General features: G+C 45.7%; 20 protein-coding genes. 9 read left to right on the plus strand and 11 right to left on the minus strand.

What is annotated here, in order from left to right; translation table 11 throughout:
- The first annotated feature begins 41 nt into the window (after nt 1-41).
- Nucleotides 42-794, plus strand: a complete 753-nt coding sequence (locus BLS64_RS02790) for a UDP-2,3-diacylglucosamine diphosphatase (RefSeq protein ID WP_093111487.1) — start codon at nt 42-44, stop codon at nt 792-794.
- Nucleotides 795-1,355: 561 nt separating this feature from the next.
- On the opposite strand, the gene BLS64_RS02795 is transcribed toward BLS64_RS02790, so the two are convergent.
- From BLS64_RS02795 to purN, 4 genes are all read right to left on the minus strand, one after another.
- Nucleotides 1,356-3,254: an amidophosphoribosyltransferase gene (locus tag BLS64_RS02795; RefSeq protein WP_093111489.1), complete on the minus strand. Its 1,899-nt coding sequence runs from the start codon at nt 3,252-3,254 to the stop codon at nt 1,356-1,358.
- A 78-nt stretch (nt 3,255-3,332) separates the two neighbouring features.
- Nucleotides 3,333-4,256, minus strand: a complete 924-nt coding sequence (locus BLS64_RS02800) for a PfkB family carbohydrate kinase (RefSeq protein WP_093111491.1) — start codon at nt 4,254-4,256, stop codon at nt 3,333-3,335.
- A gap of 79 nt (nt 4,257-4,335) precedes the next feature.
- Nucleotides 4,336-4,818, minus strand: coding sequence for a ribonuclease HI (rnhA, locus tag BLS64_RS02805; protein ID WP_093111493.1), 483 nt, complete (start codon nt 4,816-4,818; stop codon nt 4,336-4,338).
- Nucleotides 4,811-5,416, minus strand: coding sequence for a phosphoribosylglycinamide formyltransferase (purN, locus tag BLS64_RS02810; RefSeq protein WP_245693362.1), 606 nt, complete (start codon nt 5,414-5,416; stop codon nt 4,811-4,813). Before purN ends, rnhA begins: the two co-directional genes overlap by 8 nt.
- 148 nt (nt 5,417-5,564) lie before the next feature.
- On the opposite strand from purN, the gene BLS64_RS02815 reads away from it, so the two are divergent.
- The 5 genes from BLS64_RS02815 (at nt 5,565) to pyk (ending at nt 9,847) form a co-directional block, all read left to right on the plus strand.
- Nucleotides 5,565-5,801, plus strand: coding sequence for an acyl carrier protein (locus tag BLS64_RS02815; RefSeq protein ID WP_013069791.1), 237 nt, complete (start codon nt 5,565-5,567; stop codon nt 5,799-5,801).
- 16 nt (nt 5,802-5,817) lie between these two features.
- Complete coding sequence (gene fabF / locus BLS64_RS02820) at nt 5,818-7,071, plus strand: beta-ketoacyl-ACP synthase II (protein ID WP_093111495.1); 1,254 nt, start codon at nt 5,818-5,820, stop codon at nt 7,069-7,071.
- An 8-nt stretch (nt 7,072-7,079) separates the two neighbouring features.
- Nucleotides 7,080-7,817, plus strand: coding sequence for a ribonuclease III (rnc, locus tag BLS64_RS02825; protein WP_093111497.1), 738 nt, complete (start codon nt 7,080-7,082; stop codon nt 7,815-7,817).
- 110 nt (nt 7,818-7,927) lie between these two features.
- Nucleotides 7,928-8,416, plus strand: coding sequence for an IPExxxVDY family protein (locus BLS64_RS02830; RefSeq protein ID WP_093111499.1), 489 nt, complete (start codon nt 7,928-7,930; stop codon nt 8,414-8,416).
- Nucleotides 8,417-9,847, plus strand: a complete 1,431-nt coding sequence (gene pyk / locus BLS64_RS02835; RefSeq protein ID WP_093111501.1) for a pyruvate kinase — start codon at nt 8,417-8,419, stop codon at nt 9,845-9,847.
- Between the two features lie 53 nt (nt 9,848-9,900).
- On the opposite strand, the gene dinB is transcribed toward pyk, so the two are convergent.
- Nucleotides 9,901-10,998, minus strand: a complete 1,098-nt coding sequence (gene dinB / locus BLS64_RS02840) for a DNA polymerase IV (RefSeq protein WP_093228610.1) — start codon at nt 10,996-10,998, stop codon at nt 9,901-9,903.
- A gap of 99 nt (nt 10,999-11,097) precedes the next feature.
- On the opposite strand from dinB, the gene BLS64_RS02845 reads away from it, so the two are divergent.
- The 3 genes from BLS64_RS02845 to BLS64_RS02855 are packed head-to-tail and all read left to right on the plus strand — an operon-like array spanning nt 11,098 to nt 12,735.
- The gene (locus BLS64_RS02845; RefSeq protein WP_093112283.1) at nt 11,098-11,763 is read left to right on the plus strand and encodes an NAD(P)H-binding protein; all 666 of its coding nucleotides are present in this window, start codon (nt 11,098-11,100) and stop codon (nt 11,761-11,763) included.
- A complete protein-coding gene (locus tag BLS64_RS02850; protein WP_093111505.1) occupies nt 11,750-12,235 on the plus strand; it encodes a CYTH domain-containing protein in 486 nt (161 codons plus the stop codon). Before BLS64_RS02845 ends, BLS64_RS02850 begins: the two co-directional genes overlap by 14 nt.
- Nucleotides 12,232-12,735: a YciI family protein gene (locus tag BLS64_RS02855; RefSeq protein WP_093111507.1), complete on the plus strand. Its 504-nt coding sequence runs from the start codon at nt 12,232-12,234 to the stop codon at nt 12,733-12,735. The genes BLS64_RS02850 and BLS64_RS02855 overlap by 4 nt, the downstream gene beginning before the upstream one ends.
- Before the next feature lie 2 nt (nt 12,736-12,737).
- On the opposite strand, the gene BLS64_RS02860 is transcribed toward BLS64_RS02855, so the two are convergent.
- The 6 genes from BLS64_RS02860 to BLS64_RS02885 form a co-directional block, all read right to left on the minus strand.
- On the minus strand, nt 12,738-13,592 hold the full coding sequence (locus tag BLS64_RS02860; protein ID WP_093111509.1) for a phosphatase PAP2 family protein: 855 nt from the start codon (nt 13,590-13,592) through the stop codon (nt 12,738-12,740).
- A gap of 24 nt (nt 13,593-13,616) precedes the next feature.
- The gene (locus BLS64_RS02865; RefSeq protein WP_093112285.1) at nt 13,617-15,017 is read right to left on the minus strand and encodes an efflux transporter outer membrane subunit; all 1,401 of its coding nucleotides are present in this window, start codon (nt 15,015-15,017) and stop codon (nt 13,617-13,619) included.
- A gap of 1 nt (nt 15,018) precedes the next feature.
- On the minus strand, nt 15,019-18,162 hold the full coding sequence (locus tag BLS64_RS02870) for an efflux RND transporter permease subunit (protein WP_093111511.1): 3,144 nt from the start codon (nt 18,160-18,162) through the stop codon (nt 15,019-15,021).
- A gap of 13 nt (nt 18,163-18,175) precedes the next feature.
- Nucleotides 18,176-19,291: an efflux RND transporter periplasmic adaptor subunit gene (locus BLS64_RS02875; RefSeq protein ID WP_093111513.1), complete on the minus strand. Its 1,116-nt coding sequence runs from the start codon at nt 19,289-19,291 to the stop codon at nt 18,176-18,178.
- Nucleotides 19,292-19,305: 14 nt separating this feature from the next.
- Nucleotides 19,306-19,809 (minus strand): GbsR/MarR family transcriptional regulator, encoded by a 504-nt coding sequence (locus BLS64_RS02880; protein WP_093111515.1) that lies wholly within the window; start codon nt 19,807-19,809, stop codon nt 19,306-19,308.
- A 129-nt stretch (nt 19,810-19,938) separates the two neighbouring features.
- Complete coding sequence (locus BLS64_RS02885) at nt 19,939-21,003, minus strand: isoaspartyl peptidase/L-asparaginase family protein (RefSeq protein WP_093111517.1); 1,065 nt, start codon at nt 21,001-21,003, stop codon at nt 19,939-19,941.
- Between the last annotated feature and the right edge of the window lie 127 nt (nt 21,004-21,130).

Raw genomic sequence — 21,130 nt, forward strand, 5'->3', positions numbered from 1 at the left:
TTAGCCGAATTTAATTCTATCTTTACCGCTAAATATTTCCAATGGAAGTTCCTGAAGGCAAAAAAATATATTTTTCGAGCGATAACCACCTGGGGGCCCCAACGGCGGAAGAAAGCCGCCCGCGGGAAGAAAAGTTCGTAGCCTGGCTGGATAAAATAAGTGAAGATGCGGCGGCCATCTTTTTGCTCGGAGATCTATTTGATTTCTGGTTTGAATATAAACATGTGGTGCCTAAAGGCTTCGTTCGTGTCTTGGGAAAACTTGCCCAGTTGAGTGACCGCGGAATTCCTATCTATTTTTTTGTGGGCAACCATGATCTTTGGATGAACGACTATTTTGAAAAGGAGTTGAAAATTCCGGTTTTTCACCGCCCCAAAGAATTCACTTTTAATGACAAGAAGTTCCTAATTGGTCATGGCGATGGGCTGGGTCCGGGGGATAAAGGCTTTAAGCGAATGAAAAAGGTTTTTACTAATCCTTTCGCGAAATGGCTGTATCGCTGGTTGCATCCCGATCTTGGTGTGCCGCTGGCCCAGTATTTTTCGGTAAAGAACAAGGCGATCTCGGGAAAGGAAGATGTTGAATTCCTTGGGGAAGACAAAGAGTGGCTTATCGCTTACTGCCGAAGAAAGTTGGAGAAAAAGCATTACGATTATTTCCTTTTTGGTCACAGACATTTACCTATAGATTTTCAGCTTACAAAGGATTCAAAGTACATCAACACCGGCGACTGGATCAATTTCTACACCTACGCCGAATTCGACGGGAAAGAACTCCATTTAAAAGAGTGGTAAAAATTACATTTTAAAGGGGCTTTTTTAGGAGCCACGAATTCACGAATTATATTAAGTAAGAACCCCTTTTATTTCCGATAAAATGGAAGTATCAATTTCCAAATGGAATTATTTGGGTATTTCTGGGAAAAATAGAGTGTCAAAAATGAAATTTTAGGGAGTTCTCTTTTGAGATAATTTTAAAAGGCCACCAATTCACTAATCATATTAAATTTGATCGGCTAGTTAATTTCGATTAAACGGAGTGTAATTGAACAAAAGAGATCATTCGCGTGTTCGTGGTAAATATAGAGCATCAAAAATGCCATTTTAGAATATTCTTTTTCGAAGGTTTTGAGAAATGAATATTAAAGGGGAAGAGAATGGAAAGTATATAAAAATAAAAAAGGTGGATAGCTCCACCTTTTTTGCCCCAAATCTACCATGAACTTAACCTACTTATGTTATGGCTTAGCTAAGGTAAATAATATTATTCGTCTCACATTGCTTTTTAGATGAACGGCACATATATTAGTTAAACTACACGCAGCTAAACGTAACTGTCAGAAAATCAGTGTTATATCAGTATGCGCGGTCGGTTTTGCCCTCATAAAAGTTCATAAAAGCCCTGTTAACCACACGGTTACCTCCAAATGTTGGATAGTTCCCCGTGAAGTACCAGTCGCCTAAATTGTGCGGACAAGCCTTGTGCAGATTTTCCACGGTCTGATAAATGATCTTTACTTCGGCCTTCACGCTTTCCTCGCTTAACAGCTCGGCTATCTTGTCTGATATCTGCTCATCTGTAAAAGGGTCATAGATCTCTTTCACGAAATTCTGAACTTCCCTGTCTTCAAGATCCACCTGTTTTTTACATTTTTCGTAGACTTCTTCTACTATATCATACTTTCCGTTCTCCTTCAGCAGTTCCAGTGCGGCCTGGAATGCCACCAGGTTTTCCAGCCTGGCCATGTCGATCCCGTAACAATCGGGATAACGGATCTGCGGTGCAGAAGAGACCACCACAATCTTTTTAGGATTAGTGCGGTCAAGCATTTTGATGATACTCTTCTTCAAGGTGGTACCTCGAACAATACTGTCATCTATGATCACCAGGTTGTCCTGCGGCTTCACTACTCCGTAAGTCACATCATACACATGGGCCACCAGGTCGTCCCGGCTACTGTCTTCGGTAATGAAAGTACGCAGCTTCGCATCTTTGATGGCAATTTTTTCGGTTCTAAGACGGTGTGCCAGGATCTCCTGAAGTCTTTCGTCTGTCAGCGTTTCCTTTTCAGCAAGGATGGCTTCGTTCTTTTGCTTGTTGAGTTCATCCTGGGCTGCTTCCACCATTCCGTAGAAAGAGGTTTCGGCAGTATTCGGAATAAAAGAGAATACCGTATTGATGGTATCGTGGTTTATGGCTTTCAAAACTTCCGGCATCAGGAATTTTCCGAGGTTCTTTCTCTCCTGGTAGATCTCTGCATCACTTCCGCGGGAAAAATAGATGCGCTCAAAAGAACAGGCTTTCCTTTCCAGTGGTTCAAGAATCTTTTTGATGCGCACTTCTCCGCTTTTCTTGGTGATGATGGCATGGCCCGGAGGCAATTCCTGAACATCCTCAAAGTTAACGTTGAAGACGGTCTGGATCACCGGCCTTTCTGAAGCAACAACCACTACTTCGTCATCTTTATAATAATATGCAGGCCTTATTCCTGCAGGGTCACGCAAAACAAAGGAATCTCCGTGCCCAAGAAGCCCCGCCATGGCATAGCCGCCATCCCAGTTCTTAGAAGACTTTTTAAGGATCTTGGTGACGTTGAGCTGCTCTGCGATCATGGGAGAAGCTTCCACCTTGCTAAATCCCTGTTTTTTTAGTTTTTTATATAATTTTTCAACCTCATCATCCAAAAAGTGCCCGATCTTCTCCATCACCGTTACTGTATCGGCTTTTTCCTTAGGATGCTGCCCTAATTCCACCAGGTTGTTGAAAAGCTGGTGAACGTTGGTCATGTTAAAGTTTCCGGCAACGATGAGGTTCCTGTGCATCCAGTTGTTCTGACGAAGGAAGGGGTGGACGCTTTCCACACTGTTCTTCCCGAAGGTTCCGTAGCGAACGTGGCCCAGGAACACTTCTCCTATATATGGAATGTTCTTTTTTTGAAGGGCCACATCATTGGCATATTCGGGATGCTCCTTCATCTCTTCATTGATGCGGAAGTTGATCTGCGCGAAAATATCCTGAATGGGCTGGGCGGCATTTGACCTCACCCGGCTAATGTAGCGGTCGCCCGGCTGAGTATTGAGTTTGATGCTGGCAAAACCCGCACCGTCCTGTCCGCGGTTGTGCTGTTTCTCCATCATCAGGTACATTTTGTTCACCCCATAAAAAGCGGTCCCGTACTTCTCCTTATAATATTCGAGAGGTTTCAATAGCCTGATCTGGGCAATTCCACATTCGTGTTTTAAAGCGTCACTCATATTATTTGTTCTTCCTTAGTTGAGGATATTATGCAAATTTAGTCACAAAAAAAGCCCTGAAATTACAGGGCGTTATTTTTAAGTAAGGTTAATTTCGAACTGGGTGAGGGCCCTAAACTCCTGCAACCGTTGATTGACCTCTTCTTTTGTTAGTTCCTGCATTCTTTCGGTTCCGAACTTTTCCACACAGAAGGAGGCAAGATTCGAGCCATAGATCACGGCATTTTTCATATTGCCGAAAGAAATGTCTCCTGTGTACGCCAGGTATCCTGTAAAACCTCCTGCGAAAGTATCACCTGCACCGGTTGGGTCAAAAACTTCTTCCAGCGGAAGCGCCGGAGCAAAGAAGATCTGCTCGTCGTGAAATAAAAGGGCTCCGTGTTCTCCTTTTTTGATCACTACATATTTTGGCCCTAATTCTGCTATTTTTCGCGCTGCCTTCACAAGTGAGTATTCATTTGTCAGCTGACGGGCTTCTTCGTCATTAATAGTAAGGGCGTCAACTTTTGCAATAACTTTCATCAGGTCATCCCAGGTGTTGTCCATCCAGAAGTTCATAGTATCCAAAACAACAAGCTTTGGCCGCTCCAGCTGTTCCAGAACACTTAGCTGTACTAAAGGATGCAGGTTTCCAAGCATTACAATGTCTGGTGACTTGAAATCTTCAGGAACTACCGGCTGAAAATCGGCCAATACATTGAGCTGGGTGTCCAGTGTGTCCCTTGAGTTGAGGTCGTTGTGGTATTTTCCGCTCCAGAAAAAGGTTTTACCGCCCTTGACGATCTCAGTCCCTGAAATATCGATGTTACGATCTTTCAGAAGGTCAAGATAGTCCTGCGGAAAATCCTCACCTACTACAGATACTACCGCACTGTCTATATTAAATTGAGAAGCAGAGAGCCCTATATAGGTCGCTGCACCTCCCAGAATTTTATCGGTCTTACCAAAAGGGGTTTCAATGGCATCAAAAGCTACTGTTCCCACTATTAATAACTTACTCATAGTATTTTTTAAGAATGAGGTGCAAATATACGGTTTTGTTTTTCAAGCAATAAAGCAGATAAAGCAAAAAAGCAGGAGGTTAAAAAAGGCTTTCAGACTCCCCTTCAAATCCGGTGTCGATCAAAAGCCGTTTTCCTTTTGAGGCTTCTACGGCAAGCTGGTCGCAGCGCTCGTTCTGCGGATGGTCATTATGGCCGCGGATCCATTTGAACCGTACTTTATGTTTTCTGAACTCTTTAAGGAATTCTATCCACAGATCGGCATTTTTTCGGTCTTTAAAGCCTTTCTTCTCCCAGCCGAAAACCCATTTTTTCTCAACTGCATCGGCCACGTATTTCGAATCTGTGAACACCACGGCCGTAGTATCGAGGTTTTTCAGCTTTTTCAGTGCAACGATGACCGCCAGCAGTTCCATTCTGTTGTTCGTGGTGTGCTTAAAGCCCTGGGAGAATTCCTTTCTATAGGGTTTCCCCACCCATTCCATGATAATTCCGTAGCCGCCGGGACCTGGATTTCCCCTTGCTGCGCCATCGGTATAAATGTGTACCTGCGGTTTATCCATTTTCTGAAGGGAATAGTAGGTTTTCGATCACTTTCGGGAAATGCTCATATTCCAGCTGATGGATCTTTTCGGCTATATCTTCGGCAGAATCGCTTGGATCTACGGGGGTGGAAGCCTGGAAAATGATCTCGCCCTCGTCGTATTTCTCATTGACATAATGAATGGTGATGCCGGTTTCCACCTCTTTTTTTTCCACAACGGCCCTGTGCACGTTCATGCCGTACATGCCTTTGCCGCCAAACTTTGGGAGCAAAGCAGGGTGAAGGTTGATCACCTTATTATGAAATTCGTGAAGAATCGCCTTCGGGAATATCCAAAGAAAACCCGCCAGTACTATAAGGTCTGGCTGCATGTCTTTAAGCAGGTTAAACACCTCTTTGGAATGGTAAAGAGCATCCCGGTCAAAGTGCAGGGCTTTTACATCGAGGTCATGTGCTCGTTTTAACACCTTTGCCGATCTTTTATTGGAAAATACGGCCGCCACTTCAGCTTTATCCGAGTCCTTAAAATACTTTATAATGTTCTCTGCATTGGTTCCGGAGCCGGAGGCAAAGATCACGATCTTCTTCTTTTTATGGGAGTTACGGGAAGTCAGCAATGTAGCGGTGTTAACAATTATTGGGACGTAAAATTAATCGCTTTCATTGGAAATTACGTAATTTACCTTCACATTTTTAAAGTAAAAACAGGTTTTAAAATAAAGTTTTTTATTTTTGCCACTTAATTAAAAATTAAAAACACAAGTTATGTCAGACATTGCATCAAGAGTAAAAGCGATTATCGTTGACAAATTAGGAGTTGACGAGAACGAAGTAGTAAACGAAGCTAGCTTCACCAACGACTTGGGCGCTGATTCATTAGACACTGTAGAGTTGATCATGGAATTCGAAAAGGAGTTCGATATCCAGATCCCAGATGACCAGGCAGAAAACATTGCTACTGTTGGTCAGGCTATATCTTACATTGAAGACGCTAAAAAATAAAAAGTAACATATCCTTATGGAGTTAAAGCGAGTTGTAGTAACCGGATTAGGTGCGCTCACCCCCATTGGTAACAATATTGAAGAGTATTGGGACGGTTTAAAGAATGGAAGGAGTGGTTCTGCCCCTATCACTTATTTTGATACTGAAAAGTTCAAAACTAAATTCGCTTGTGAGATCAAAAACTTTAAGGCCGAAGATTACTTCGACCGTAAAGAGGCCAGGAAATTAGACAAGTTCGCGCAGTATGCCCTTGTAGCTTCAGATGAGGCTATAAAGGATGCGGGCATTGACCTTGAAACCATTAATAAACTCCGCGTTGGAGTGATCTGGGGAGCCGGAATTGGAGGTCTGGAAACCTTCCAGGATGAGGTGCTTACCTACGGAAAAGGTGATGGTACCCCTCGTTTCAATCCGTTCTTTATCCCAAAGATGATCGCAGATATCGCCCCCGGGCATATTTCGATCCGTCATGGGTTCATGGGTCCTAACTATACTACGGTTTCGGCTTGTGCTTCGGCTGCAAATGCATTGATAGACGCTCTTAATTACATCAGATTAGGGCACAGTGATATCATAGTTTCAGGAGGTTCTGAAGCTGCAGTTGCACCGGCAGGGATGGGAGGATTTAATGCAATGCATGCCCTTTCCACCCGCAACGAAAGCCCCGAAACCGCCTCAAGACCTTTTGATGCCACCCGTGACGGGTTTGTACTTGGAGAGGGGGCAGGAGCCCTTATCCTTGAAGAGTACGAGCACGCCAAGGCTCGTGGCGCAAAGATCTATGCTGAAGTAGTTGGAGGAGGATTGTCTTCTGATGCTTATCATATGACTGCCCCGCACCCTGAAGGGATTGGAGTGGTTGCCGTGATGGAGAACTGTCTTAAGAATGCCGGCCTGAAACCTGAAGATGTTGATGCTATCAATACCCACGGTACTTCAACACCGCTTGGTGATGTAGCCGAATTGAAAGCCATCAAAAAAGTTTTTGGAGAGCATGCAAAGAACATCAATATCAATTCCACCAAGTCCATGACCGGACATTTGTTGGGAGCTGCAGGGGCAGTGGAAGCCATCGCTTCTATCCTGGCCATGAAGCACGGTATTGTTCCGCCCACCATCAACCATGAAACACCAGACGAGAATATAGACCCCGAGCTAAACCTTACGCTGAACAAAGCGCAGCCGCGTGATGTGAAGGTTGCCATGAGCAACACGTTCGGTTTTGGAGGTCATAATGCATGTGTGCTGTTCAAAAAACTGGATGAGTAAGAAATTCCATGAGTGTTATTAGAAACATATTAAATTCCCGTTCTTCAAGAGGCGGGAATTTTTTTATGGAACTAACCAAGATCATGGGGTTCAAGCCCCGAAATATTGGGTACTATAAAAAAGCCTTTACCCACAGGTCACTTAATAAGAAAGATGAAGAGGGAAACGCGATCAATTTTGAACGCATGGAGTTTTTGGGTGATGCCATGCTCAGCGCGGTGATCGCTTCACATTTGTTCAAGGAAGTACCCGGTGGCAATGAAGGTTACCTTACCAAGATGCGATCCAAAATTGTGAGTCGCAAACACCTTAACGAGCTGGGAAGGGACCTTAATCTTATCAAATACATACAGACCAACATCTCCAAAGATCAATTCGGGGTCAATATCCACGGGAACCTTTTTGAAGCCCTTATAGGCGCTATTTACCTGGACAGGGGTTACAGGTACTGTAAAAAGTTCATATATGAGCGGGTTATAGAACCCTACGTGGACATTGAACAGCTTGAAGGCACGGTGATAAGCTATAAAGGCTTGTTAATAGAGTGGTGTCAAAAAGAGAAAAAAAACTTTAGTTACGAGGTGTATGAAGACACCGGTATTGATGAACTAAAGCATTTCGCGGTAAAACTTAGGATTGAAGACAGGGTTGTAGCCAAAGCAAGAGCGACCTCTAAAAAGAAGGCTGAGGAGAAGGCTTCCAAAAGGGCTTATTACGCTCTTCAAAACAAGATCGAACCTTCTTAACAATTTAGTTAAAACTAAAACGTTTTCGTAGATAATTCCTAAAATAGGAGGTTAAAAACTATCATTTCTGCACTACAATTTTTATCTTTAGCGTTTGATGTAAATAGAGTATGCCTGCCCATAAACTGGTTCTTGATGAGGTTTTTGAAGAGGCTTATAAGCTCATTGCTATCCATTGTTCGGTAGAGGAGTATAAGCTAGCCTTTCTTTTGAACAAGCATTTGAACCTGCGGCTGGCCAGGTCACCTAAAGACATTGATTTTCATATAAAAGGGACACACGTTCTGTTTGCCCTCTACAAGTTTGAAGATCAGTTCAAAGATTGCGACTATTACCTGGTAAGCAATATTTCCAAGGCAGAAGACCTGTCTACTGCGAACCCAAATTCGTTGTTCGGGGAAAGAGAGAGAACGATCAGGAAAAGTTACCTGCTTCCCGAGTTCAAAAATGTGGACTTCTTTCTGAAGATCGAAGAAGAAACAGGCGGTGTGTCAGAAAAACTGCTGTTGGAAAGGATCAAGGAAATTCCGCAGGTCTCTATGGCTTATTCTATTGATCAGGAACAAATAAAATCAAAGGAAAATTTAATATTTGACTAGATGCCAAACACAAAAAAGACCAAGATAGTAGCAACCCTCGGCCCTGCAACGAGTACTAAGGAGGTTTTAAAAGATATGATGCAGGCCGGAGTGAATGTTTTTAGAATAAACTTCTCTCACGCCAATTATGATGATGTGAAACAGCGTATCAAAATGATACGTGACCTCAATGAGGAGCATGGTTTTTCTGCCGCGGTACTTGCCGATCTTCAGGGGCCCAAGTTAAGGGTAGGAAAAATGAAGGAAGAGATCGTGGTGGCCAAAGGAGACGAGATCACCTTCGCTACCGGGGAGGAATTTGAAGGAACTGCCGAAAGGGTATATATGAACTACGACCGCTTTCCGAAAGATGTAAAGGCCGGTGAGCGTATCTTGCTTGATGACGGAAAACTGATCTTTGAGGTGGTGAGCACCAACAAAGAAAACGAAGTAAAGGCCAAAGTTGTTCAGGGAGGGCCTTTACGCTCTAAAAAAGGTGTAAACCTTCCGAACACAAATATTTCCCTACCCGCACTTACCGAAAAAGATGTTGAAGATGCCATTTTCGCGGTAAAACAGGATGTGGACTGGATCGCGCTTTCTTTTGTGCGACACAGCGAAGATCTTATCGAATTACAGAATCTTATCAAAGAACATACAGATCACAAGATCCCGATCATCGCGAAGATCGAGAAGCCAGAAGGCGTTGAGAACATCGATAAGATCGTGGCGTACTGTGACGGACTTATGGTGGCACGTGGTGACCTGGGAGTGGAGATCCCGGCGCAGGAAGTTCCGCTTATTCAGAAGCAGCTGGTGTTGAAAGCCAAAAAAGCCAGAATTCCGGTAATTATCGCCACCCAGATGATGGAGACCATGATCACCAGCCTTACCCCAACAAGGGCCGAGGTGAATGACGTGGCAAACTCTGTGATGGATGGCGCCGATGCCGTGATGCTGAGCGGGGAAACATCGGTAGGGAATTACCCGGTACAGGTGATAGAAAAGATGTGCCAGATCATCATGAGCGTAGAGACCTCACCGCTTATCAAGGTGCCTCACGAACCTCCGCATGTGCGTACAAAGCGTTATATCACCAAGGCGATATGTTATCATGCCGCCCACATGGCCAATGAGATCAAGGCGCAGGCTATCTGTACTCTCACCAACAGTGGGTATACTGCCTTTCAGATCTCTGCCTGGAGACCGGAATCAAATATCCTGGTTTTCACCTCGAATAAAAGAATCGTAAATCAATTAAGCCTTTTATGGGGTGTTAGGGCATTCTATTATGACAAAATGGTGAGTACAGATGAAACCATTGACGATGTCAACAGGATCGCGCTGGAATCGAATTACGTGGAAAAGGGCGATTTCATTATCAACCTTGCGGCAATGCCTATCAGCGAGAAAGGAATGGTGAATACCCTGCGCGTTTCAGAAGTTCACTAAAGATATATTCCAAAAATAATTTTGAGCCATCGGATCTTCCGGTGGCTCTTTTTTTAGAAGTCAAATTTTAACTGCACGGCAATTTCCTTTTTCTCTTCTTTTTCATCGGGTTTTTCTGTGTTAAGGTTGGAAAGAGAAATCCCCAGGAGCCGAACCGAGTTCTTCATTTTTTCCTGGTACAGCAGTTTTTTCGCGGTCTCCAGAATTAACCCCTTAGAGGAAATGTAGTAATCCAGCGTTTTGCTGCGGGTTTGCAGGGTAAAGTCACTGTACTTGATCTTCAGGGTAACGGTCTTTCCTGCAACCTTACTTTTGGTAAGCCTTCGCTCAATTTCTTCGGAAATATTCTCCAGCCTTTCCAGCATAAATACTTCAGAAGAGATATTTTCCTCAAAAGTGCGCTCGGCGCCAAGAGATTTCCTGATGCGGGATGGTTTCACCTCGCTAAGGTGAATTCCCCGCACTACCTGGTAATAATATTCCCCGCTTTTTCCGAAGTGTTCATCCAGGAATTCGCGCGATTTTTCCTTGAGGTTCTTCCCTGTAAAAATGCCCAACCGGTACATTTTTTCTGCAGTGACCTTTCCTACTCCGTAGAACTTCCTGATCTCGAGAGCCTCGAGGAATTCAGGGACTTCTTCGGGATTAACCGTTTTCTGGCCATTGGGTTTATTATAATCGCTGGCCACTTTGGCAATGAACTTGTTGATGCTGATCCCTGCGGAAGCGGTGAGACCTGTCTTATCCAGGATCTTCTGCCTGATTTCCTTCGCGATAAGAGATGCGCTGGGATTCCCCTTTTTGTTTTCGGTAACGTCCAGGTAGGCTTCATCCAGAGACAATGGCTCTACCAGGTCTGTATATTCAAAAAAGATATTTCTAATGCGGTTTGAGATCTCCCGGTAACGATCAAACCTGGGTTTGACAAAAATGAGCTCCGGGCAGTTCCTTTTGGCGATCACACTGCTCATCGCGCTTTTTACGCCAAACTTTCGGGCTTCATAACTGGCTGCAGCCACCACTCCCCGCTGGGAACTTCCGCCTACAGCAATAGGCTTCCCTTTTAATCCAGGGTTATCCAGCTGTTCTACAGAGGCGTAGAAGGCGTCCATGTCCACGTGGATTATTTTTCGCTGTTTGGCCGGTTCCATTAGCACAAATTTACGCATCTTTCTTCCGCAGAGGGGTCTATTTAAAACATTTGAATTAACGGTGAAATCCACTAACTTGATGTGATCAAAACCAGGCCTATGAAAACAGCCATTATACTTGGTGCGACGGGATTGACAGGAGGAATGTTGCTTAACCGTTTGCTGAAAGATGACAGCTATTCTGTCATAAAGCTTTTCTCACGCTCAACCACAGGATCATCAGACCCTAAGATAGAGGAACATTTAATTGATCTTTTTGAACTGGAGAAATATGAAGAACAGTTCACAGGAGATGAGGTATTCTGTTGTATTGGAACGACCAAAGCCAAAACACCAGACGAGAAAACCTATCATAAGATCGACTACGGAATTCCGGTAACCGCGGCGAGGCTGGCAAAGCGTAACGGTATAGAAAAGTTCCTGGTCATCTCTGCCCTGGGTGCCGATGCCAACAGCAGCATTTTTTACAACAGGACCAAAGGCGAAATGGAGCGGGATGTGCTTAAAGAAAATATTCCTGAAACTTATATTTTTGAACCTTCACTCATAGCAGGGGAGCGAAAGGAAAAGAGGTTTTTTGAAGCTCTTGCTAAGCACCTGATGAAAATCGGCAACTATCTGCTGGTAGGTTCTTTGAAAAAGTACCGCAGTATTCACCCCGATACTATTGCCAGGGCAATGCAGATCGTGGCGGCAGAGGGTTACAAGAATTGTAAAATAGAATCTGATGAGATCAAAGCAATAGCAAACCATGACCGAAATTGAGCGCAAATTTTTAGTGCCTGCCATACAGCCGGTAATAGAAGAAGCTTTCAGACAAACCCGTATTCTTCAGGGTTATCTGAACTCAGATCCCGACCGTACTGTGAGGGTGAGAATAAAAGGTTCCGAAGCTTTTTTGACCGTAAAAGGAAGGTCAAGTAAAAGCGGAATGAGCCGTTTTGAGTGGGAAAAGGAGATCTCTGTGCCCGAAGCCGAAGACCTGCTGAAAATATGCGAACCGGGAGCCATTGAAAAAGTTCGGTATGAGGTAAAGGCAGGGGATCATATTTTTGAGGTGGATGAATTCTTCGGTGCCAATGAAGGGCTATTGTTGGCTGAGATCGAATTGTCTTCAGAAGAGGAGAAATTTGAAAAACCCTCCTGGCTGGGGAAGGAAGTCACCGGAAATAAAATGTACTACAATTCCTATCTTAGCAAATTTCCATATAAAGAATGGCAAAATCTACATCTATGAAAAAGGCAATACTTTTAAGCTTTTCTCTGACTTTATTGATTGCTTGTAATCAAAGCAGGGACACCAGGGGCATCCCGGGACCCGAAGAAGTGGAGGCAAAAGCGCCTGATACGATTATGGATATTCAGAAACAGGCTGAGGAGCTGAAGAGCCAGGGCTATGAAACCTTTTTCTACGAGGAAGAAGGAGAAAAGTACCTCATGCAGCAATATTTTATCGTTTTCCTTAAGAGAGGCGTTAACAGGAGCCAGGATTCTACCGAGGCCGCACGGCTGCAGGAGCAGCACCTCGCACATCTTAACCGAATGGCAGATGAGGGTTATTTAAGCCTCGCCGGACCCTTTGGAGATGACGGAGAGATCCGCGGTATTGCGGTCTACAACACACCAAACCTGAAAATGGCCGACAGTCTCGCAAAGATGGACCCTATGGTAAAAGCCGGAAGGCTTGAAGTGGAGATCCACCCGTGGTGGGCAGCTAAAGGAGGGGAGTTGAAGTAAATTCAGAAAGTTCCTGTTAATCCCAAAGAATTCGGTCCTAGGTTGAGGCTCCAGGAGATCTTTTTTGCCGGGGGTAAGGTTGATCTTCTTTTTTGTGTGAGGTAATGGTCAACATACTCTACCACTGCCACCCCTAAAACCACACTTACTGCTACATCTGTTAACCAGTGTTCCCCTTCCCATAAACGGGATGCAGGGCCAATCATCCCCAGGCTGTAGATACCTGCCTTGACAAAGGGATTTTTGAATTGTTTCCCCACGGCATAAGCGGTTGAAAAAGCGAAAAGGGCATGCCCCGATGGAAAAGAGCGGTAATGATCGTCCTTAAAACTAAAGGGGCGGAATTCATGGTTTCCTTCACCTTTCAGTGGCCTGGCCCGTCCCACAAGAACTTTAGTAAAAGTGAGAAGCAATCCGGAAGCTGTTGCCGAAGTGACCAGGAGCAGCCCGGTATGCCGTAGTTTTTCATTCTTTAGCAGCAACCCGCTAAGATAAACTGCTCCGTCTAAGGCAAAGAGAGTTTCCGGGGAGCCGAAACTGCCAATATCGCTAAGAATTTCGGGAACATCGTCTTTTCTGTTTCTGAAATAATCTGAAGTCTCCTCGTCTACAGAATATAAAATTCCTGTTCCCAATGCAGCGGAACCGGCGAGCAAAAGATCTTTCTTTTGCCAGGATAGAGGACTCAGGTAAACCGCCTTTACGCCTCCAAGAGCAGTTTTACTGTCTTGTTTAAGATTTTCAAAAAAGGAAGGCTGCAGTATTGAAAGAGAATCCTGCTGTTGTGCGTTTACCGGTTGCATAACCAGGAAAAACAACAGCAGGAAACTTAATTTCCAGATGGGCCTATAATTCATGCTTTTAGCTCAAGGAAATAATGATCACTCCCATCCCCCTCCAAGCGCCTGGTACAAATTAACTATCGAGCTGAGTTCATCATATCTTATGTTAATCAACTCCAGCTGGGCATTCAGGTAATTCTCCCTGGCTGTTAATACTTCGAGGTAATTGGCCAAACCGTTGTTCAGCAATTCTTCGGAATAAGAAGTTGCCAAATCATAAGACTCGGCCTCCTTCAGCTTTACTTCCATTTTTTCGGTAGCCGCCTGGTAATTGTAAAGCGCATCAGAAACTTCTCCTGAAGCCAGTAACAACGCCTGTCTGAAATTCAGGAACGCGATCTCTTCCCGCGCCTGGGCCACTTCATACTGTGTTTTGATCTGCCTGCGGTTGAAGATGGGCTGAGTGAGCGAACCCACTATGCTGGCAAAAAGATTATTGGTGTCTATCAGGTCTCCCAGGTCAAGACTTTGAAAACCCGTGGAAGCATTGATACGTAATGAAGGATAAAAATTGCTCCTCGCCACGTTGGTCAGCTGGAAGGCGTTGATGAGGTTGAACTCAGCCGCGGCCACATCTGGCCTGTTCCTTAAAAGCTGTACCGGAACTCCGGTCTTTAGTTCTGTAAGGATCTCCTGCCGTTCAAGTTCGCTGCGCTCAATTTGATGTGGCGCATCGCCCAGCAGAATGGAAAAGGTGTTCTCCAGTAACCTTATCTCGTTCTCAAGATCTATCACCACCGCCTGGGCCCTATATAACTGCGCCTGCGTTTGCTGCACGCCCACTTCGGTCACGTTCCCGGCATCTTTTAAAGCCCTGATAGTTTCAAGGCTTCTTTCCCTGTTTAGCACGGTTTGTCGGGTTACCTCAAGTTGTTCGTCAAGTGCGAGTAAACGGTAGTAAAGCGAAGCCAGATTCGCGATCAATTCGGTCTTGACCGCTTTATGAGCTTCCACCGATTGTAAAAAAGAAGCCTGCAGGGCCTTTTCGTTGCTTCTTATCTTTCCCCAGATATCGGCTTCCCAGGAAAGATCGGCTGTGAGATCAAACTGTTCAATGGAGCTCCTTCCGTAGAGCGACTGATTGTTACCCGCCAGTTCCTGGTGTACCATACTGAAGCCCGCGTTAACAGAAGGAAAATAGCTGGCCTTTCCCTGTTTAAGATAGGCCCCGGCCATGTTCATCTGCTGCAGGGCTATGCGGATATCAAGATTGTTAGCAAGAGCTTCTTCTATGTAAGTCGACAAAAAAGGATCTGTGAACATTTCTCTCCACGAAACTTCTGTCATGTTAAGACTGTCCTGCGGAAGCTGATCTGTCCTGAAGAACTCCTCCTGCACTACTTCTGCCGGACGCTCATAATCTTTTGCCACAAAACAGGACTGCAGCGAGAGCAGGACGGCTCCTGCCATTATTACCTTATATATAGATGATCTTCTCATATTATTTTTCTTCACTTTCGGTTATCACTTCCGGTTTTGACGCGAATTTTTCATGCAACCACTGGAACAGGATGAACAGGATTGGAATGATAAAGATCCCCAGTACGGTCCCTATCAGCAATCCTCCTACTGCTCCGGTACCTATAGAGCGGTTCCCTACGGCTCCAATTCCGCTTGCGAAAACTAGGGGTAGCAAACCAATAATGAAAGCAAAAGAGGTCATAAGGATAGGGCGTAGCCTGGCTTTTGCCGCATCAAGCGCCGCGTCAACTATGGTCATACCTGCATTTCTCCGCTGTATGGCAAATTCCACGATCAAAATGGCATTTTTGGCAAGTAACCCCAGGAGCATGATAAGCGCGATCTGGAAATAGATGTTGTTTTCAAGGCCTGAAAGGCTGGTGGTGACATATGCCCCCATCACTCCAACAGGAAGGGAGAACAATACTGCCAGTGGCAGCAGGTAACTCTCGTATTGCGCAGCCAAAATAAAGAATACGAACAGGATACTTAGCAGAAAGATAAAGGTGGTTTGGTTTCCTGCGGAAATTTCCTCTCTTGTTAATCCTGAAAACCCTATGTCAAATCCCTGCGGAAGGGATCCCGTTCCCACACGCTGTACGGCGGCGATCGCATCTCCCGAAGAATATCCGGGGGCAGCCGCACCATTCACGCTGGCCGAATTGAACAGGTTGAACCTGGTCACCGACTGTGGACCGTACACCCTGCTGAGAGAAACAAATTCGGTAATAGGTGCCATTTCTCCACGGTCATTGCGCACATAGATCGAGTTGAGGTCTTCTACAGAAGAGCGATCTTCGGGCAAAGCCTGGACAAATACCCGGTATTGCTTTCCGAAGCGGGCGAAATCTGCTGCATAGACACTACCAATATAGGTTTGAAGCGTGCTAAAGATGCTGCCGATGTCCACCCCGGCTTCTTTGGCCTTGGTTACGTTCAGGTCGATCTCATATTGAGGGTAATTAGTGTTGAAAGAACTTCTGGCATAGAGGATCTCGGGTTGCTGAGAAAGATCGGCCAGGTAATTCTGGGTAGCGGCATCCAGATCTTCAAAACTTCCGCCGGTACGGTCAAGGATCTTCATATCGAATCCCGATGAGGCACCGAATCCGGGTACCGAAGGAGGCTGGAAAAAGAGAATATTGGCGTCGCTTATTCCGGCAGCAGCCTGAAAGAACTTCCCGATAATGGCTTCGGCAGACATGCCTTCTTCAGTCCGCTCATCCCAGTCATTCAGTCTTATGAACCCGATCCCGTAGTTGCTTCCCGCTCCTCCCAAAAAGCTGAAACCGTTCACCAAAGATACCGTCTGTACTCCCGGGATCTGTTCGACCCTCCTGTTCAGTTCAGCTGTTACCTGTACGGTTCGGTCTAAAGAGGCTCCTGCGGGCAGTTCGATATTGGCGAAGATCATTCCGCGGTCTTCATCGGGTACAAATCCCGTAGGCGTATTTGAAGAAGCCCAGAAAATGGCACCAATGGCAGCGATAATGATCGCTCCGGTGATCCATTTGTGCCTGTAGAGGAAGGAAACCGACCTCACATATTTCCTGGTCGTAGCTTCAAATGCCACATTGAAACCGGTAAAAAACCGCTTCAAAAAGCCTTTTCTTTTTCCCTCTTTTTCGTGGTGAGGTTTCAGGAAAAGCGTAGACAAAGCCGGGCTTAAGGTAAGGGCATTCACCGCTGATATGGCGATGGCCACCATCAACGTTACCCCGAACTGCTCATAGAAAACTCCCGTAGGCCCGGTAATGAACGTTACCGGAATGAAAACTGCTCCCATCACCAGGGTGATGGAAACAATGGCTCCTGCGATCTCTTCCATGGCTTTATGCGTGGCTTTTTTAGCATTTTCGGCACCCTGTTCCAGCTTGGCGTGCACCGCTTCCACCACCACTATGGCATCATCAACCACGATCCCGATGGCCAGCACCAGGGCGAACAATGTTAAAAGGTTAATGGAATATCCAAAGAGGTTCAGGAAAAAGAACGTACCAATGATCGAAACCGGAACCGCAATGGCCGGGATAAGGGTGGATTTAAAATCCTGTAAAAAGATGAACACCACCAGGAATACCAAAAGAAAAGCTTCAAAAAGGGTGACAACCACCTTATTGATGGAAGCATTCAGGAATTCATTGGTGTCGAAGTTAATACGCACTGAAAGGCCAGTCGGGAAATTCTGTTCCAGCTGGTCCAATTTCTCATGTACTTCTTCTATGATCTCCTGGGCATTCGAACCCGGTGTCTGGTAAACCCCCATGCTCACTCCGGGATTTCCATTGGTGAAGGAGATCACGTTGTAACCCTGTGCGTCAAGCTCAATATCGGCCACATCTTCCAGTTTGAGGAACCTTCCGTTGTCGAGGGCCTTAATGATGATGTCACGGTATTCTGATTCCTTGTTGTAACGGCCGCTGTATCTAATCACATATTCAAAAGCTTCGGCATTGTTCTGGCCCAGGGATCCGGCTGCGGCCTCCTGGCTCTGCTCGTTGATGGCTCTAATTACATCTGAAGGAATAAGATTATATGCAGCCAGTTTTTCAGGCTTTAACCAAATTCGCATGGCGTAAGTCTTCGCCCCGAAAACATTCACATCCCCAACCCCGTTGATCCTTTTCAGTTCGGGAATCACGTTGATGTTGAGGTAATTCTGAATGAAAGTAGCGTCGTATTCCTCATTTTCAGAAACCACCGTAAAGAACATCAGGGCGCTGGTTTGCTGTTTCTGAGTGGTCACCCCAGACTGGGTTACTTCCCGTGGCAACAACGGCGTGGCCCTTGCCACTCTGTTCTGCACGTTCACCGCAGCGATATCGGGATCTATGCCCTGTTCAAAAAATACCTGAATGCTGGCGCTCCCGTTATTACTAGCGGTAGAGGTGATGTAATCCATTCCTTCAACCCCATTGATCTGTTCCTCAATGGGAATGATCACACTCTCCAGCACGGTCGAAGCATTTGCACCCGGATAGCTGGCATTCACCTGCACCGTTGGCGGCGCGATGTCAGGATACTGGGTTACAGGCAAAGTAGTGATGGCGAGGATCCCCAGCATTACTATGACGATGGAAACTACCGTGGATAATACCGGCCTCTCTATGAAAGTTTTTAACATCTTCTAAAATTGATTATTTAAAAACGGGTTTAATGGAATTGGCGATGCTGTCGAATGGAATTGGCTGCGGGGTGATCGGCGTATTATTCCGAAGTTTTCCAATTCCCTGACCTACGATCAGCATTCCCGGTTCAACCCCGTCTCCCGCTACGATCAGATTTTCAACCCGGTCTCTTACCTGAATAGGTGTGGATATCGCCAGGGTATCTCCCTGCACCTTGTAAACATAAACCCTTCCCTGCTGCTCAAAAGAAGCCGACTCAGGGACAACAGGCACATCCTCATACGTGCGCGGAATGCGGATCTTCCCGCTGTTCCCGCTGGCCAGTAACTGGTTCGGGTTAGGGAATACCGCCCTAAAGCTTACAGTTCCCGTCGCCGGATCCACCTGTCCCGTAACGGTTTCGATCTTCCCTTCCTGTTCGTAAACACTTCCGTTCACCAGCACAAGCTGTACAGGAGGGAAATTGTCTATCTTTTGTGAAAGGTTCTTTCCCGGAGTTTCCTGAAGGAAATTCAGATATTCCTTTTCGTTCATGGAAAAGAAAGCGTAAACCTCTTCAATATCTGAAACCGTGGTAAGCGGCTGAGGGTCGTTAGGACTTACCAGCGCTCCTTCCCTGTAATTAATCGCACCTACAAAGCCGTCAACGGGACTTTTAATGGTAGCATAACCAATGTTGGCGGCGATACTGCTGTAGTTGGCTTTGGCCTGTTCCAGCCGGGCTTTGGCTGTTTCCAGCTGCACGTTGCTGATAATTCCTTTTTCAACCAGGGGCTTCAGTTTATCGACCTCTACCTGGGCAGCATTGACATTGGCTTTGGCCGCTCCCGCATCCTGTGAAAGCGCTTCGGTCTCCAGTCTGAAGAGGGTCTGCCCCTTATTTACTTTTTGACCTTCGTCAACAAGAACATCTGTGATATAGCCGGGGACTTTGGCACGTACGGCACTATTCACGGTACCTTCAAGGCTCACCGGGTAAGAGCTGTAACCGGTAACGGTCCTTACCGGCACCTCAATCACCGGATACGGCATTGCCCCCTGTTGCTGAGGCGCCTGCTGTTCATTCTTACAGGATGCCAGGAGGAAGATACTGAATACGATACTTGCAAAACTGATCTTTTTCATATAGTTAGAATGGCTTAAAGGCCTTTTTTATTTATAAAGTTTGTTTTTAGCTTTTTTAGTGCTCCTGTCGTCTCCTCAAGGAAGACCAGGAGGTTCTTTTGAAACTCAAGATCAAAAAGCGGCAGGTCGTGCTCCCGGTTATATGAATTCCTTTTTTCCTTGTACTCCAGGATCTCCTGATTCACCACCTTTTCTGTTTCCCAGCCCTCGATCATTTCGTCAAGAACTTCGACCGTAAAATTGGTATTAAGTTTAAAATACCTTTTTCGGTCACCCGGTTTGGTGAAGTATTCAATGCGCTTGATATTCTGCAGATGGTCCAGGTTTGTGGAGATGGTGCTTTTACTTGCCTGCAGTTGTTGCACTAGTTCATCAAAGGTAAGAGCCTGTTTCCCGCTCAGGATCAGGGAAGACAGGATGCGTGCCGCGACAGGTGCCAGCTTGTACCTCTTTTCCATGATCACCCCCAGCTTTTCTATAAGGCTCATTTTCTCCTTTTCCAGTTCTTGTTCCTTCATTTTTTCTGAAATAAGGGGGCAAAGATAAGGAATTAAGTTCGCTTATAACCGAACCTTTCAAACCGAAATTTTTGAACATAAAAAAAACAGCTTCCGAAAAAGCTGTTTTTGGTGTCATTTCAACAGGAACTATTCCCCGTAAATACCGATCTCAAGTTCGCCATCCTTATTCATTTTCGCCCGGTACATTCCCGCGGTATTGAATTCCATGGCCACATTTCCTTCATGGTCTATGGCCACAATCCCACCGTCGCCGCCAAGTGCGGGAATTTTTTCCTGAATCACTTCGCGTGCGGCTTCCTGCAGGCTTAACCCTTTGTATTCCATAAGGGCAGAAATATCATGCGCAACCATGCCGCGGATAAAGAATTCACCCCAGCCGGTGCTCGACACGGCGCAGGTGGCATTATTGGCATAAGTACCCGCTCCAATAATGGGCGCGTCCCCAATTCTTCCCCATCTCTTGTTGGTCATGCCCCCGGTGGAGGTCCCTGCTGCAAGATTTCCGTTCTTGTCGAGCGCGGCACAGCCTACGGTTCCGAATTTCGAATCTTTAATAAAAGGATCAACAAAGGCGGTTTTCCCATCGTGATCCAGTTCGGTCTTTTCTTTGTCCCTGATGCGTTGCAGGCTTTTATAGCGATTCTCGGTAAAAAAGTACTGCGGATCTACTATTTCCATCCCCTGTTGTTTGGCGAACTCTTCGGCACCTTTACCGCCAAGCATCACATGTTCAGAATTCACCATGACCTCATAGGCCAGATTTATTGGGTTTTTCACAGTGGTAACTCCGGCGACGGCACCTGCATTAAGGGTTTCTCCGTCCATAATAGAAGCGTCGAGCTCATTGGTGCCGGCATTGGTGAAGACGGCGCCTTTTCCGGCATTGAACAATGGAGAATCTTCCATAACATTAATGGTTCTTTGCACGGCTTCAAGAGCTGTCCCGCCGTTAGCCAGGATCTCGTGCCCGGTCCTGATGGCTTCTTCAAGCTTTGCTTTATAGGCCTTTTCCAGCGAATCGGTCATGTTCTCCTTCAGGATGGTCCCGGCCCCGCCATGGATCACGATACCAAAATTGGGAATTGTGTCATTTTCGGTTGCTTCGGAAGGAGTAGCGATCTGTTTCTCTTCAGTTTTATCGTTACAGCTTATAGCCACTATAACTAATAGTGCAAGTAATACTTTTTTCATGGTTGATCTATTTTGTGCTGAAAGTTATAAAATTTTTATCTCGCTTGATTTCCGCGGAAGGGATTGAACTCAAAAACCTTCGGTTAAGCGAAAAGATTCCGTAAATTTAGGCTTTCAAAAATCCTCA

The organism is Salinimicrobium catena (assembly GCF_900102915.1).
In the GTDB taxonomy this organism is placed as follows: domain Bacteria; phylum Bacteroidota; class Bacteroidia; order Flavobacteriales; family Flavobacteriaceae; genus Salinimicrobium; species Salinimicrobium catena.